Raw genomic sequence first — 15,445 nt, 5'->3', positions numbered from 1 at the left:
GATTCAAGCCAGGCAATATACCTCATAGGGCAACGCGCCCTCACTAGACAGGATTTCACATGTCCTTTGCTTCCCTCGGTCTCTCCGAGGCTTTAGTCCGTGCGGTCGAGTCCGCAGGCTACACCCAACCAACTCCGGTGCAACAGCGGGCTATCCCCGCCGCGTTGCAAGGTCGTGACCTGATGGTTGCGGCACAGACAGGTACGGGTAAGACCGGTGGTTTCGCACTGCCAATCCTTGAGCGTTTGTTCCCTAATGGTCACCCAGACCGCGAACACCGCCACGGCCCTAAGCAACCGCGCGTTCTGGTGCTGACACCAACCCGCGAACTGGCCGCCCAGGTGCACGACAGCTTCAAGCTGTATGCCCGCGATTTGAAATTCGTCAGCGCCTGCATCTTTGGCGGCGTTGGCATGAACCCGCAAGTACAGGCACTGGCCAAGGGCGTTGACGTACTCGTCGCCTGCCCGGGTCGCCTGCTCGACCTTGCCGGTCAAGGCAGCATTGATCTGTCCCACGTTGAAACACTAGTGCTCGACGAAGCTGACCGCATGCTCGACATGGGCTTCATCCACGACGTCAAGAAAGTCTTGGCGCGCCTGCCTGCCAAGCGTCAGAACCTGCTGTTCTCGGCAACGTTCTCGAAAGACATCACCGACCTTGCCGGCAAGCTTTTGCACAACCCGGAACGCATTGAAGTAACGCCGCCGAACACCACGGTCGAGCGTATCGAGCAGCGCGTTTTTCGCCTGCAGGCCAGCCACAAGCGCGCCCTGCTCGCTCACCTGATCACCGCTGGCGCGTGGGAACAGGTGCTGGTTTTCACCCGTACCAAGCACGGTGCCAACCGTCTGGCCGAATACCTCGACAAGCACGCGCTGCCGGCTGTCGCGATTCACGGCAACAAGAGCCAGAACGCGCGCACCAAGGCACTGGCCGACTTCAAGGCAAACAAAGTACGCGTACTGGTTGCGACCGATATCGCCGCGCGTGGCCTGGATATCGACCAACTGCCGCACGTGGTCAACTTCGAACTGCCAAACGTTGAAGAAGATTACGTGCACCGTATCGGCCGTACTGGCCGCGCCGGTCGCAGCGGTGAGGCGATCTCGCTGGTTGCTCCGGACGAAGAGAAGCTGCTCAAAGGCATCGAGCGCATGACCAAGCAGAAGATCCCTGATGGTGATCTGCTCGGTTTTGACGTGAGCAAAGTTGAAGCCGAACGTCCGGAAGTTCGTGAGCCACGCCAACCGCGCGGCCCACGCAACAACTCCGGCGGTGCTGAGGCCAAGACAGGCGGCGAACGCCACGGCTCGGGTCGTCGCGATAAAGGCAAAGACTCTGGTCGGGCCAAATCAGCCCCGGCTGGCGGCCGCGCCAAACAGCCTCGCAACGCCCGCTCCTCGAACACCGTTGCCGCCATTCCCGCATTACCTCCAGACCGCGCGCCGGACGAGTTTCTTGATGACGAGATTGATAACTTCGGCAACCGTGCAGACTACGTAAGTCCGCACCAGAACAAGCCACAGCACAACCGCGGTCGTCGTCCAGGCGCACCGGCAGCTGCTGCGGCCGCAACACCTGGCCAGGCGCCACGTAGCAAAGGCCCGCGCAAGCCTTCGGGCGCGAATGGCGCACAAGGCAAGCGTTCGTCTGGTGGTCAGTCGTCAGGTCGTAACGGCGGTGGTTCAGGCCGTTCGCGTCCGCCACGTGACCGTGACACCACACGCTCGCTGGATCGTGCAGCAGATCGTCCATTGCAGGAGCCGGGTCAGTCCCGTCGCCCGCAAGAGAAAGTCCCGGTGATTATTCACAAGGGCTCGCGCAGCGATCGCCTGCCAACGCCAGAGCAGTTGGACCAACTGCCTAGCAGCCGTCCACGTGGCGAAAAGCCTGCACTGCTGACGCGTAACCGCGACAACGGCTAGCTTTTCTGCAACAGCAAAACGCCGACTTTCGAGTCGGCGTTTTTGTTTGTGCATGTTATTAACACACCGCGCAACCGGAGGATGGATAGCGGCGCACCGCCGCAATCCGTCATGGCGATTTACGTTCAACCAAACAGCTACACGGTAATGGGCACCTTGCCGTCAAACGCCACGCCCGCGACAACCCAACTACCGTAATGACGGTTTGCCCCGCGGATTAACCATCCGCCGCAGATGCAAAAACGCCCGATGCAATGCACCGGGCGTTTGGCTGAAGCTCAAGCTCTGCGCTGCAGTTTACTTGCGCACGCCCTCGAAAGAGATCATCAGCTCAACTTCTTGCGAAGCAGGGCCGAGGTCTTTTTCGATGTTGAAGTCTTTCATCTTGATCGTGGTCGTGCCTTCAAAACCGGCACGGTAGCCGCCCCACGGATCATCACCTTCGCCCACAAACTTGGCAGCAACTACCACTGGCTTGGTTACGCCATTGAGGGTCAGGTTACCTGTCACATCGGCCATGCCTTCGCCAGTTGACTTGACGGAAGTCGACTCGAAGGTAGCGGTCGGGTTCTTGCTGACGTTGAGGAAGTCACCGCTGCGGATGTGCTTGTCACGCTCGGCGTTGTTGGTATCAACGCTTTCGGTTTTCAGGGTGACGTTGATCTTGCTGGCTTCCGGGTTCTTGCTGTCATAGCTGAAGCTGCCATCGAACTCTTTGAACGAGCCATAGATATAGCTGTAGCCAAGATGGCCAACTTTGAAGTTGACGAATGCGTGCTGACCTTTGATATCGAGCGCGTAATCCGCTGCCATTGCCTGACCGGCACCCAACAACGCAGTGCCAATAGCCAGTGCAGCGAGTGTTTTCTTCAGCATGAGTGTGCTCCTTGTGTTTGTATTCAATAAGCGCGCAAAGCTCACAGCGCGCCAATGGTGTTACCAATCAACGCCCCAGCATGCGAGTGAGCGTCGTGTCACGATCAATAAAGTGATGCTTCAATGCTGCCAAACCGTGAATGCCAGCGAATATCACCAGCGCCCAGGCCAAATACTCATGCACCAGCCCTGCAACATCCTCCTGATTGGGGATGCTGGTCAGGGTTGCCGGTACTTCGAACCAGCCGAACACCGGAATTCCACGGCCTTCTGCGGTGGAGATCAGATATCCGCTGATCATCAACACAAACAAGCCGAGGTACAGAAAGGCATGACCGAAGCGCGTGGCTTTCTGGGTCAGTGGACCATGGCTGGCCAAATGGCCAGGCGGTGGGCTGACCCAGCGCCAGATAACGCGCAGCACCATGACTGCGAAGAGAATCAGGCCAACACTTTTATGGATGTCCGGTGCCTTGGTGTACCAGCTGCTGTAGTAGTCCAGCCCAACCATCCAGTAACCCAGCGCAAACAAGCCGAACACCACCAGCGCCACCAGCCAGTGCAACGAGACACTGACAAAACCGTAGCGCGTTGGAGAGTTACGCCATTGCATTGATAGGCTCCGCATTTATGTAAATGATAATTGTGCGCAAGATTAGCAACAAACCAATCGATTAAAAGCAGAAAATACTGCTTTGAAATATCGAGAAATACGATCCGTGAAACCAATCAGTCAGCTTGAGCAGATTGGATGCACAGCTTCATTTTCAGTTCAGCACAAAGTCTGAGAAATTCACTTTTTGCCGGTGTTTAAAGGGCCGCGCGTGATGCCCTCTCGCCCGCACGCATCTGATAGGCTTGGGGCAGATGATTTGGAGAACACAACAATGAGCTTAAATGACCACTGGATGCAGCGCGACCTCGCTGTGCTCTGGCACCCCTGCACGCAAATGAAAGATCACGAACGCCTGCCGGTGATTCCGATCAAGCGCGGCGAAGGGGTCTGGCTGGAAGACTTCGACGGCAAACGCTATCTGGATGCAGTCAGCTCCTGGTGGGTGAACGTGTTTGGTCACGCCAATCCGCGCATCAATCAGCGTATCAAGGATCAGGTCGACCAGCTGGAGCATGTAATTCTCGCGGGCTGCAGCCATCAGCCGGTGATCGAATTGTCCGAGCGACTGGTGGCTATGACCCCGGCCGGACTGGACCGGGTGTTCTACGCCGACAATGGCTCTTCGTGCATCGAGATTGCACTGAAGATGAGCTTTCATTACTGGCAGAACGTCGGCCAGCCGCAGAAGAAACGCTTCGTCACCCTGAGCAACAGCTACCATGGCGAAACTGTTGCGGCGATGTCGGTCGGTGACGTCGCCCTGTTCACCGACACCTATAAAGCATTGCTGCTCGACACCATCAAAGTGCCCAGCCCGGATTGCTACCTGCGCCCCGAAGGCATGAGCTGGGAAGAACACTCGCGCAACATGTTCCAGTGCATGGAGCAAACTCTCAGCGAGCATCATCATGAGGTTGCGGCGGTTATTGTCGAGCCGCTGATTCAGGGCGCGGGTGGTATGCGCATGTATCACCCGGTCTACCTCAAGCTGCTGCGCGAAGCCTGCGACCGTTACGGCGTGCACCTGATCCACGATGAAATTGCGGTCGGCTTTGGCCGCACCGGCACCATGTTCGCCTGTGAACAAGCAGGGATTCGTCCGGACTTCCTGTGCTTGTCCAAGGCGCTGACGGGCGGTTATCTGCCATTGGCAGCGTGTCTGACCACCGATACGGTTTATCAGGCGTTCTACGACGACTACTCGACGCTGCGCGCTTTCCTCCATTCGCACAGTTACACCGGCAACCCGTTGGCCTGCGCTGCGTCTCTGGCAACACTGGATATTTTCGAGGAAGACAACGTCATCGAGCGCAACAAGGTGCTGGCCAATCGTATGGGCGATGCCACCGCGCACCTTGCTGACCACCCCAACGTTGCCGAAGTGCGCCAGACCGGCATGGCTGTGGCCATCGAGATGGTGCAGGACAAAGCCAGCAAAGCGGCCTATCCGTGGCAGGAGCGTCGCGGCATGAAGGTCTACCAACACGCACTGGAGCGCGGCGCATTGCTGCGCCCGCTGGGCAGCGTGGTGTATTTCCTGCCGCCGTACGTGATTACCCCGGAGCAGATCGACTTTCTCGCTGAAGTCGCCAGCGAAGGCATCGACATTGCCACACGCACCTCAGTCAGCGTGCCGACCGGTAATACCAATTACCCGGGGTTTCGCGATCCGGGTTGAGTTGATCGCATAGATCGCCATGACGGATTGCCTCCTGCGGGGCTATCCATCCTCCGGCCTTCGATTTCCGGCCTGGTCTTTGGAGGATGGATGAACCGCAGGTTGATCCGTCATGACTGACGATGGGTTGCAGGCATTTGTGCGTTTGGTTGTGATGTGGCTTAGGGCTTGGGTTGAAGAGGCGGCGATGCGTGCATCGCCTGACGGATTGCCTCCTTCGGGGCTATCCATCCTCCGGACTTCGATTTCCGGCTTGGCCTTTGGTGGATGGATGAACCGCAGGTTGATCCGTCATGGCTGACGATGGGTTGCGGGAATTTTTGTGTTGGTTTGTGATGTGGCTTTGGCTTGATTTGAAGAGGCGGCGATGCGTGCACCGCCATGACGGATTGCCTCCTTCGGGGCTATCCATCCTCCGGACTTCGATTTCCGGCTTGGCCTTTGGAGGATGGATGAACCGCAGGTTGATCCGTCAGGGCTGACGATGGATTGCGGGCATTTGTGTGTTTGCCTGTGATGTGGCTTTGGGCTTGGTTTGAAGAGGCGGCGATGCTTGCATCGCCGTGACGGATTGCCTCCTTCGGGGCTATCCATCCTCCGCCTTTGATTTCCGTTTTTGATTTCCGGCGTGGGATTGCGGTTTACGTTTCGGTGGTAAATGCAAACACGTTAAACTGGCGGTCCTTGCGTCCAGTTTGCAGCCAAGTCCATGCGCCTATCCCGTTTCTTTATCGATGCCCCGTTGTCTGTCGGCCACCATCAATTGCCTGAGGCTCAGGCGCACTATATTTCGCGGGTGTTGCGTCACAATGTCGGCGATGCGGTGCAGTTGTTTGATGGCAGCGGCAACGAATACTTGGGTGAACTCACCGAGGTGGGCAAAAAGACTGTGGCGGTGGAGCTGCGCGAATGCTTGCCGGGCATGCCTGAATCGACGCTGAATATCCATCTGGGCCAAGGCCTGTCGCGCGGCGAGCGGATGGACTGGGCGATCCAGAAAGCCACTGAACTTGGCGTTAGCCAGATCACCCCGATTGTCAGCGAACGCTGCGAGGTGCGCCTGAAAGATGATCGCGCCGACAAGCGCATGGCTCATTGGCGGCAGGTGGCGATAAGCGCTTGCGAGCAATGCGGGCGTTCAGTGGTGCCAACACTCAATGCCCCGGTGACGCTGGATGAGTGGCTGCAAAGCACCGAGGCCGACTTGAAACTGGTGCTGCATCCAGTTGCTCAGGCGCTCACCGAGCATACAGCGCCCAGCCGTCTGGCATTTCTGATTGGACCGGAAGGCGGCTTGTCGGATGCCGAGGTCGAGCAAGCCAAGGCCAGCGGCTACCACGCAGCCCGTTTGGGCCCACGGGTATTGCGCACTGAAACCGCTGCGGTCGTTGCGCTGAGTGTGGCGCAACAGTTGTGGGGCGACTTCTGAGAGTCGCCACTCAGCGCGAATAGAGATGCAGACGCGACTCAGATAAGCCCGGCGTCTGCCAGTTTCTGCTCAAGCATTATCAGATCGGGAATGCGCAGCACCTCAGTGCCGATTTGCACGGCATCCAGCTCCAGAGGCGCCAACTCAACATCGGCGCGCGGCACATCGGCACCGATCTTCATCGAGCGCGGAATCCCTTGCAGCACCAGCGCAATGAATTTGACGTTATCGCGTCCGCCCAACGCGTTGAGCACCGCCACTCGCGCACCCGAGCCCAGTTCTGCCTGCCCGTTGGACGCGGCCTCGAACGACAACATCGGCAATTGCAGATCTCGCCAGGCCAACCGCCCGAGCAGCCAGTCCGGCTGGTTTTCCGTGGTTTGCGGGGCCCGATAGGGAATCAGTTCCGCCAACGCGACGTTGGGCACCAGCAACTGCCGGTCAGCCAAGGGCAACACCAGGCCGGTCAGGCTTTCAACCGCGTTTTGTGGGGCGACTTCACTCATGAATACTTCCTATTAGGCTCAGGCCCAGATTAACTGCATTGCTCGGCCAGATGGTCCACCAGCGCGCTGGCCAACTCACGCGGAGAGGCGCTGAGTTTGCTGTAACCGGCTTCGCGCAGGCTGTCCGGCATGCTCGGGCACACACAACTGTCGCCGCGCTGCGTCCAGATCAAACCGCCCTGACGCTGCATGTACGCAGCCGCGGCACTGCCATCGCTGCCCATACCACTGAATACGATGGCGCCGCTCAACGCCGCATATTGCCCGGCCAGATTGAGCATCATCTGGTCGATCGACGGGCTGTACGGTTCAGGCCAACTGCGTGACGTGATATCCATGCTGCCATCCGCCGCGAAGCTCAGCTCATGCTTGATGGGCACCACAACCACCTCGCCGCAACGCAGTGAATCGCCGTGGCGGGCATTGGTGACCCGCCACTGGCTATGCCGGCCAACCGCTTGCGGCAGCACCGATTCAAAACTTGGATCAATGTGTTGTGCGTAAAGAAATGCCACAGGCAAACCGCCGGGCAATGCATCAAGAAAGGCTTTAACCGCTTCCGGGCCACCCAGCGATGCTGCCAGCAGCCAGACTTGCTGCGCGGGCTCACCGACTTGCAGCGGCGTGCTCGCCAAGGCTTTGGGTAACTCCAGCCGGGCCGGACGCGGACTGTCTTCAAGCAAGGCCTGCAAATCATTGCCAACACCTTGCGAAGGGTTGCCGACCAGTTTTTGCAACTTGCCGAACAGCAGACGCTCCCAGCGCGGGTAGTTATCGCTGTGACGCTCCGGCGCATGACCTTCACCGAACAACACCGGCGCTTCGGTGCGTTCCAGCAAATCGTCAACCAGCGGTGAGTCTTCGGTCTGCGCCAGATCAACCAGCCACAAATCCGCCTCGCACGCGGCCAGCGCCGCATCGTCCAGCTTGGCCGGGTCACTGTTGAGCACGACCTGATAGCCGAAGCCGGTGAGTGCTTGTTGCAGCACATGGCGTTGCAGCGAGGTGTCGGCGATTACCGCTATCCGTGCGGAAGGTTGTCCGGTCATGTCAGCATATCCGTAACGTTATCAATGGCACCCCGGCCGGTCTGCGACCGGTCACCTGCCAGGCGCTGGATATGCTCCAGCAACACAGACTCCTGATAGGGCTTGCCGAGGTATTCGTTCACCCCAAGGCCAAGCGCTCGCTCACGGTGTTTGTCACCCGTACGCGAGGTAATCATGATAATCGGTAAATCCTGCAGGCGCGGGTCGTGACGCACCAGCGTGGCGACCTCGAAGCCATCCATGCGCGGCATTTCGATATCCAGCAGCAGGATATCCGGCTTGCGTTCTTGCAGCAGCGAAATCGCGTCGACGCCGTCTTTGGCGGTAAACACGTTCATGCCATTGCGTTCCAGCAGACGGCTGGTAACTTTGCGCACGGTGATTGAATCGTCGACCACCATGACCAATGTCGGCCGCTCGCTCTCTATCTCTTCGGCGCTCAACACCTGGCTGACGCGACGCGGCGAGTTACTCAGCTGATGCGCGTGCAACGCACGGATAGTCGCCAGCAGATCGAGAATCACCACCACGCGGCCATCACCGAGAATGGTGGCACCGGAAATTCCGTGAACCCCGGCGAATTGAGCCCCGAGGCTCTTCACCACGATTTCCCGTGAGCCCGCCAGCGAGTCAACCTGAATCGCGACCGCGTGCTCGTTGGAGCGCACCAGAATCACTGGCAGCGGCAGGCTCTGGCCGACCAGCTTCGGTTGCTGACCGTTATTCAGCAGGTCACCGATGTAGCGCAACTGATACGCCTGCCCGGCGTACTCGAAACGTGGCGCATCCGGGGCGTAGTAGGCTTCCAGCTCGTAAGGCGAAACCCGCACGATGCCCTCAATGGTGTTCAGCGGCACGGCGTACAGGTCTTCGCCGGACAGCACCATCAGCGCGCGGTTAACCGACACGGTGAATGGCAGGCGAATCAGGAAGGTGGAGCCCACACCGAGGGTGGACTCGATGCTCATCGAGCCGCCCAGTTGTTTCACCTCGGAATGCACCACATCCATGCCCACGCCACGACCGGAAATCTGCGTGACGCGCTCGGCCGTGGTGAAACCCGGCTCGAGGATGAACTGCAGTATTTCGTAATCGCTGAGGTCAGCATCCTCGTCCATCAGGCCGCGCTCGACAGCCTTGCGCTTGACCGCTGGCAACTGGATACCGGCGCCGTCATCAGACAAGCTAATGACAATATCGCCACCCTCGCGGGCCAGATTCAAACGAATTGTGCCCTGCTTGCTCTTGCCAGCCGCCCGACGTTTCTCAACCGTCTCGACACCGTGGTCAACGGCGTTGCGCAGCATGTGCTCCAACGGCGCAACGATGCGCTCAAGCACGGTACGGTCCATTTCACCGTCGGCGTTACCCACAATGAACTCGACCTGTTTGCCCAGCTCGCCAGACACCTGCCGCACAATGCGCCGCAAACGTGGCACCAGACGGTCGAACGGCACCATGCGCGTACGCATCAGGCCTTCCTGCAATTCGGTGTTAACCCGCGCCTGCTGCAACAGCAGCGTTTCAGCGTCACGGGTACGTTGCGCCAGCGTTTCCTTGAGGTCGAGCAAGTCGGATGCCGACTCGAACAGAGCCCGTGAAAGCTGCTGCAACTGCGAATAGCGGTCCATTTCCAGCGGGTCGAAATCTTCGTAACCGGAACGCTCTGCATCTACCTGATAACGACTGATGATTTGCGCCTGGGTTTCTGTATCCAGACGCCGCAACTGATCGCGCACCCGGTCGATGGTTGCGTCCATCTCGCTCAGGGTGAAACTGAAATCGCTGACTTGCTGCTCTACCCGACCACGGAAAATCGAGGTTTCACCGGCCAGGTTGACCAACTGTTCCAACAGATCGGCCGGAACCTTGACGAACTCCTGTGGCGCTCGCCGCGAAGTTTCTTCAAGCGCGGCCTGCTGGCTGCGACGCACAAATGGCAAGACGGATGCAGGTGCCGGCTCGGTCTTGAGCTTACTTACAGCCACTATTGGCAGATCTACCGCGTCCTGCGCCGGACTCGAAGGCGCAACAGGCTGGCTTGGCGGATTGTTGACCTGATCCGCTTGATCGAGCTGACTGCGCAACTGCTCGACCTCGGCCTGCAAGCCATCGAAGCCGGACTGAGCATCAATCAACAGACTCTCGGGCCACGGCTCGCCTTGCTGCTGCGCATCACTCAAATGCTGTTCGAGATCATGAGCCAGATTGCCTAATGCGGCCTGACCGGCAAGCCGCGCGCCCCCTTTGAGGGTGTGCAGGATACGCATGACATCGTCGATCGAGGCGCTGATATCACGGCCACCGTCCCAACGGGCAATCGCCTCGCTCATGTTTTCCAGCAGGTCGTCCGCCTCTTCGAGGAAGATATCGAGGATATCGTCGCTCTCGCCCGCCGGAACTGGCTGCGGTGTTTGCGGTGCTTGCGGTGTGAGCTTTATCGCAGACGGCACGCTGAACTGCTCATCCGGATTGCTGCGGTATTGCTTGATAGCGGCGATCAGCTGCAAGCCATCCGGCACCGGCCGTTGTTCACGCACGGCTTCAAGCATGTCCGAGAGTGAGTCATGGCAGCTCTGCAGCAGACCTACCAGCCCTTCACTGCCGCGTAGCTGACCACCGGCGAGGCCTTCATAAAGGAATTCAAGTTCGTGGGCGAGATCGCCAACTGGGCTGATCTCTGCCATCCGCGCGCCCCCTTTGAGGGTGTGCAGATCACGTTGCAGCGACTCCAGCGCCAGGCTGTTATCTGGCTGGCTCATCCAGTCCTGCAGCGAGGCACCGGCGCTGTCCATGATGTCGAAGCCTTCCTCGAGGAAGATTTCGACCAGTTCGCTGTCCTGATCAGGGTCGAGCGTCACGGTGTTAGCCGATGCCGGATATTGCGGTTCAGGCGCCGGGGCTGGTTCATCCGGTGTTTCGGCGATCGGCGCGGTGACGTCCGACGCAGTGGCGCCCATCGCATCCGCGCCCGACGTTTCGACGCCCGACGCAATGGCGCCCAACGTATCGACGCCCGACGCAGTGGCGCCCATCACTTCCACGTCCGAAACCTGCACATCAGGAGTTACTGGGTCTTGATCATCTTGCACAGGCGATTCAGGCGCTTCTGGCGTGGTGCCTGAACGGTAATTCTGCAAGGCCTCGATCAGCGCGTCTGGCTGAGACATTGGCGCGCGGGTTTGCAGTTGATCAACCAACTGCTGCAAGCGGTCATGGCACTGCGTGAGCAGTTCATCAAGGGTTTTCGAGTAGCTGAAACGGCCGTCGAGCATGCCTTCGTAGATGAACTCAAGCTCGTGGGCGAGATCACCGATCGGGGCGATCTGCGCCATCCGCGCGCCGCCTTTAAGGGTGTGTAAATCGCGCTGCAATGAGCCGAGCACATCTTTGTCCGGCCCTTCGGTGAGGCACGTTTGCAGTGACTGGCTGGCACTTTCCAGCAGGTCTTGCGCCTCTTCGAGGAAGATCTCGACCATCTCGTCATCGAGCATGCTGGCGTCTGCAACCGCTTCAACCGGCGCTTGCGCCACGCTGGCTGGCTCTTGCTCTTGCTCTTGCTCTTGCTCTTGCTCTTGCTCTTGCTCTTGCTCTTGCTCTTGCTCTTGCTCTTGCTCTTGCTCTTGCTCTTGCTCTTGCAAGTCGGCGAGGTCGCGGGTCGCGGTGTCCAGCTCTATCACCTGTGCGCCCTGCTCGCCCGCTGGCGAAACCAAGCCGATGGCATCCGGGCTCAGGCCTTCATTGAGCAATTCACGCAGCGCTGCAACACGCTGCGGCTCACTGCTGACCTGCAAGCCAGCCGCGACTTGATCCATCATATTCATCAGCGCTTCGTGGGCCTGTTCGGCCTCGCAGAAGAAGCGCTCGCTCACAGCAAGGCTGCTCTCTTCCACCGCGCCGTACAGATCCAGCAGGGCTTCACAGAGTTCATCTATCTGCGGCAGTTCTGCCATTTCGGCGCCACGGCCCAGCGTGGTCAACTCATCCAGCAGAGCTGTCAGCTCCTGACGCTCGGCCGGGTGTTCGCGCCAGCGCTGCAACAGCTTCTCGGCATCCATGAGGATGTCCATACCTTCCGCGAGGAAGATATTGATCAACTGCGGATCACGCGTCTCACCTTCCGCCGAAGTCGGTTGGTTGAGTTGCGCCGCATTCAGGCGTTCCTGATGCAGTTGCTGAGCACGTTCGATGAACTCAGCGGCACCCGGCAATTCGGCCAGCGGATCGCTGTCGAGTTGCGCCAGACCGAGCCGGAACAGTTCGCCCGCGCGGGTCAGCAACTCGGCATCGGCCATGTCCAGTTCGATCAGATTGACCTTGAACTCTTTGAGCATTTTCTCAAGCGGCGCGGCAATCTCCGCCACTGGCAGAATGCCTGCCATGTAGGAGCTGCCCTTGAGCGTGTGCATGGCGCGCTGCAAGTCATCTGTCACCGGCTGCGGCACTTCACGCGCGCAATCGGCGAGGAACTGCTCCAAGGTGTCGAGATGCGCTTGCGCCTCGTTGCGGAATATTTCGAGCAATTGCGGATCGAGAGCTTCCGCGCGGGATGCGGCCTGCTCGTCCGGCTCAGCTTGCTCAGGCATTGGCGCGCTGGAGGCATCCAGCTCAATTTCCTGCAGATCAAACTCAGGGGCGTCTTGCGAATCTTCCTCAGCGTCAACGACTGCAGGCTGATCGGCAGCGGTTTCCGCCGGCGGCGTCAGTTCTATATCTTGAATCAGCGCAGGCAAGCCTTTCGCCAGTGCGTGTGCGTTGGCGGCCAGCGCATCCACATCGTCGCGCTGACGTTGGCGCCTGTCGGCAAACTCGCCGACCAGTTCGGGCATCACCTCAACAACGCTGACCACGGCCTGCTGTACGTCTTTGTTCGGTTCAATGCTGCGGTCGAGCACGCGATTGAGCATGTTTTCAATCGACCAGGCCAACTCGCCAATGACCAACGCGCGAACCATGCGGCCGCTGCCTTTGAGCGTATGGAAAGCCCGGCGCAATTCAGCCAGCGCCTCGCTGTCATTGCTGTCGGCTTGCCACTTGGGCAGGTACTCGGCGATGGTTTCCAGCACCTCGCCAGCTTCTTCGATGAAGACTTCCAGCAACTCTTCATCAACAGGCTCTTCATCGGCGGGCGGCGCCAACAGGCTCAGCGGGATATCGGACGCCGGCGGGTTGATGGCCTGCGTCGGAGTAGCCAAGACATCCGCCATGGTGACGGTTTTCTCGCTATCCGGCGCTTCGTCTGCTGGTTGCGGTGCGCGTGGCAGCTGCACATCCGGCAGTTGCATAGAAGCCAGCTCGGCTTCATCCCACTGCAGCGGATTATCGAATTGATCAATGCTCAGCGGCTGAGACTCATCGAGCGGCAGCGGCTGTTCATCGAGTTCCAGCACCGGCAGGGAGAAGCCTTCCTCCTCCGAAGCAGGCAGCTCGATGTCGCTCAGGTCCAGCTCTTCAAGTGTTTCAAACCCGCTCAGCTCGATAAGCTCTTCAGTTGGCGCGACAGGTTCATCGAGCAGCAACTCGCTCTCATCACTCTCCAGCGGCTGATCATCCGCCTCGTTGAGCACCTCAATTTCATCAAGCGGGTTGAGCCACGCGGCATCCGGCGTGATCTCCGCCGCATACGCCTGGGCAACTGGCAATGGCGTGCCGAGCGAGTAGCCCAGCGATTGCAGGCTTTCCTCGGCGACATCCAGAATCAGCTCACCCTGGGTCGAGTGATCATCATTCAGGCGCTCAAGGTAGTATTCGACGCTGGTGATGGCGTCGGCCAGGGTGTCGAGATCCTGCCAGTTGGGCACGTTCTTGCGCGCCAGCAGTTGCTCTTCGATGTATTGATTGCAGGCGCTCAACAACTGCGCAGCACGGTCCAGCGGGATCATCGAAAGCGCACCACGCGCCTGATTCAACAGCTCGGGCACGCGCGCAAGATATTCATGGTTCCACTGCGAGGCGATAAATTCGATGATCGCGTCTTTGGCTTGTTCCAGCGCGTTGCGTGCTTCCTTGATGACGACCTGATGAATCTGGCCGATATCGTTAACCGGTAACTGGCTGGTCTCGTTGAGTGTTTCGTTGCTGGGCCCGACCATGCCCGAGAGCGTAGCCTCGACGTAGAGCAGCGCACCCGCCACATCCATCAACACCGGATCGCTGGGCGCGCGGCTGCCCTGCGCAAGCGCTTCGATCACTTCAATCTGATCAATGATGACTTTTCGCGGCTGGCCAAAGCCAAGCACGGCCAAGGTGTCGGCTACCTGCTTGAGCGCAGGCTTGAGGCTGACAAGCTCGCCGACCTGTGCACGGTCGCTGCGCACAAACAGATCGAGGCTGTCTTTGACCCGCACCAGCTCTTCACACAACGCGCCCACCACCGAACGCATGGCGTCACGATCTGGGCCTGCCAGAATCGCCCGTTCCTGATCCACCGTGGCGGTATCCGGGAATGCGTCGCTAAGACCATAGCGCGATTTAACCGCATTGATCTTTGGTGTATCCGCCCGCGGGGCGGCGCCAAGTGCCGCGTTGGGCTGGATCTTGGCCACATAGAACAGCAAATTCTTGGTCAGCTCATCAGGCGCCGCCTGATTCATCCCGGCCGGCCCTTCTTCGAAGAGACGCTTGAGCTCTTTGTCGACTTCACGCAACAACATGCGCGCCGACGAGCCATTGCTGATGTCGCCGCTGGCCAGACCTTCGACCACTGCCGAGGCGATGGGCCAGAGATCACCCAGCGGGGAATCCTTGCAGAGCACTTCGAGGCGGGCAAAAACCCGCGCCATGTAACCCAGGTTGGTTGGCATGTCCTGATCGCGGAAAACCCCGACCAGTGCCAACTGCAACATCTGCCGTAACTTGCGCAGCAATTGAGTGAATTCACCGGAGTCGATCGCCGCCAGCGCCTGCGCAGAGAGCGGCTGGACGTGGGTCGACAGGTCGGGGGCAAACAGGCTGGTTTCCGACAGCAGCTTCTCGCCGCGTGCCGAACGCAAATCGTTGAGTAATGGCAATACTACGGCTGGCAGATCGCGGCGAGCCGTCTGGATGCGGTCGAGGTAAACCGGCAGCTGCAAAATAGCCTGCATCAGCACTTCAAGGGCTTCGCCCTGATTGCTTGCACGACCGTCCATCAATGCCCGGGCGAGCTGCTCCATTTCTTCGGCGAGCAACGCTGCACCGTAGAATTCGACCATCTGCAAGGTGCCCTGCACCTGATGGATATAGGTCAGGCAGAAGCGCATCCGCGTGGGGTCCTGCGGATTCTCGACATAACCTTCAAGGGCCTGACGGGCCTGCTTGAGGGTTTCTGCGATTTCGCCTTTTACCCATTCCAGGGCAACATAGTCGTGCCGATCACTCATAA

8 protein-coding genes are annotated in these 15,445 nt (G+C 59.2%); 3 read left to right on the top strand and 5 right to left on the bottom strand.

Annotated features, from left to right (window positions below):
- The first annotated feature begins 59 nt into the window (after positions 1-59).
- Complete coding sequence (locus tag FEZ62_RS00715; RefSeq protein WP_150548195.1) at positions 60-1,928, top strand: DEAD/DEAH box helicase; 1,869 nt, start codon at positions 60-62, stop codon at positions 1,926-1,928.
- A gap of 297 nt (positions 1,929-2,225) precedes the next feature.
- Here FEZ62_RS00715 and FEZ62_RS00710 read toward each other — a convergent pair whose 3' ends face one another.
- Positions 2,226-2,804, bottom strand: a complete 579-nt coding sequence (locus FEZ62_RS00710) for a YceI family protein (RefSeq protein ID WP_172926493.1) — start codon at positions 2,802-2,804, stop codon at positions 2,226-2,228.
- Positions 2,805-2,871: 67 nt separating this feature from the next.
- Entirely contained in the window at positions 2,872-3,417 is a 546-nt protein-coding gene (locus tag FEZ62_RS00705; protein ID WP_090513785.1) for a cytochrome b, read from the bottom strand.
- 274 nt (positions 3,418-3,691) lie between these two features.
- Here FEZ62_RS00705 and FEZ62_RS00700 point away from each other — a divergent pair, with 274 nt between their 5' ends.
- Both FEZ62_RS00700 and FEZ62_RS00695 read left to right on the top strand, forming a co-directional pair.
- Positions 3,692-5,098, top strand: a complete 1,407-nt coding sequence (locus FEZ62_RS00700) for an adenosylmethionine--8-amino-7-oxononanoate transaminase (RefSeq protein ID WP_172926492.1) — start codon at positions 3,692-3,694, stop codon at positions 5,096-5,098.
- Between the two features lie 709 nt (positions 5,099-5,807).
- The gene (locus FEZ62_RS00695) at positions 5,808-6,527 is read left to right on the top strand and encodes a 16S rRNA (uracil(1498)-N(3))-methyltransferase (protein ID WP_172926491.1); all 720 of its coding nucleotides are present in this window, start codon (positions 5,808-5,810) and stop codon (positions 6,525-6,527) included.
- A 38-nt stretch (positions 6,528-6,565) separates the two neighbouring features.
- On the opposite strand, the gene FEZ62_RS00690 is transcribed toward FEZ62_RS00695, so the two are convergent.
- The 3 genes from FEZ62_RS00690 to FEZ62_RS00680 are packed head-to-tail and all read right to left on the bottom strand — an operon-like array spanning position 6,566 to position 15,443.
- The gene (locus tag FEZ62_RS00690; RefSeq protein WP_172926490.1) at positions 6,566-7,033 is read right to left on the bottom strand and encodes a chemotaxis protein CheW; all 468 of its coding nucleotides are present in this window, start codon (positions 7,031-7,033) and stop codon (positions 6,566-6,568) included.
- 29 nt (positions 7,034-7,062) lie between these two features.
- Positions 7,063-8,082, bottom strand: a complete 1,020-nt coding sequence (locus FEZ62_RS00685) for a chemotaxis protein CheB (RefSeq protein ID WP_172926489.1) — start codon at positions 8,080-8,082, stop codon at positions 7,063-7,065.
- Positions 8,079-15,443, bottom strand: a complete 7,365-nt coding sequence (locus tag FEZ62_RS00680; RefSeq protein ID WP_172926488.1) for a hybrid sensor histidine kinase/response regulator — start codon at positions 15,441-15,443, stop codon at positions 8,079-8,081. The genes FEZ62_RS00685 and FEZ62_RS00680 overlap by 4 nt, the downstream gene beginning before the upstream one ends.
- Between the last annotated feature and the right edge of the window lie 2 nt (positions 15,444-15,445).

Source organism: Pseudomonas sp. MS19, from assembly GCF_013277615.1.
In the GTDB taxonomy this organism is placed as follows: domain Bacteria; phylum Pseudomonadota; class Gammaproteobacteria; order Pseudomonadales; family Pseudomonadaceae; genus Aquipseudomonas; species Aquipseudomonas marincola.
The sequence above is the reverse complement of the archived record's forward strand: the minus strand, read 5'-3'. Positions and strand labels throughout refer to the sequence as shown.

What these genes read in the sequence shown, in the direction of transcription:
- FEZ62_RS00715 (WP_150548195.1), top strand. Translation starts at nt 60, where the DNA reads ATGTCCTTTGCTTCCCTCGGTCTCTCCGAGGCTTTAGTCCGTGCGGTC.
- FEZ62_RS00710 (WP_172926493.1), bottom strand. Translation starts at nt 2,804, where the DNA reads ATGCTGAAGAAAACACTCGCTGCACTGGCTATTGGCACTGCGTTGTTG.
- FEZ62_RS00705 (WP_090513785.1), bottom strand. Translation starts at nt 3,417, where the DNA reads ATGCAATGGCGTAACTCTCCAACGCGCTACGGTTTTGTCAGTGTCTCG.
- FEZ62_RS00700 (WP_172926492.1), top strand. Translation starts at nt 3,692, where the DNA reads ATGAGCTTAAATGACCACTGGATGCAGCGCGACCTCGCTGTGCTCTGG.
- FEZ62_RS00695 (WP_172926491.1), top strand. Translation starts at nt 5,808, where the DNA reads ATGCGCCTATCCCGTTTCTTTATCGATGCCCCGTTGTCTGTCGGCCAC.
- FEZ62_RS00690 (WP_172926490.1), bottom strand. Translation starts at nt 7,033, where the DNA reads ATGAGTGAAGTCGCCCCACAAAACGCGGTTGAAAGCCTGACCGGCCTG.
- FEZ62_RS00685 (WP_172926489.1), bottom strand. Translation starts at nt 8,082, where the DNA reads ATGACCGGACAACCTTCCGCACGGATAGCGGTAATCGCCGACACCTCG.
- FEZ62_RS00680 (WP_172926488.1), bottom strand. Translation starts at nt 15,443, where the DNA reads ATGAGTGATCGGCACGACTATGTTGCCCTGGAATGGGTAAAAGGCGAA.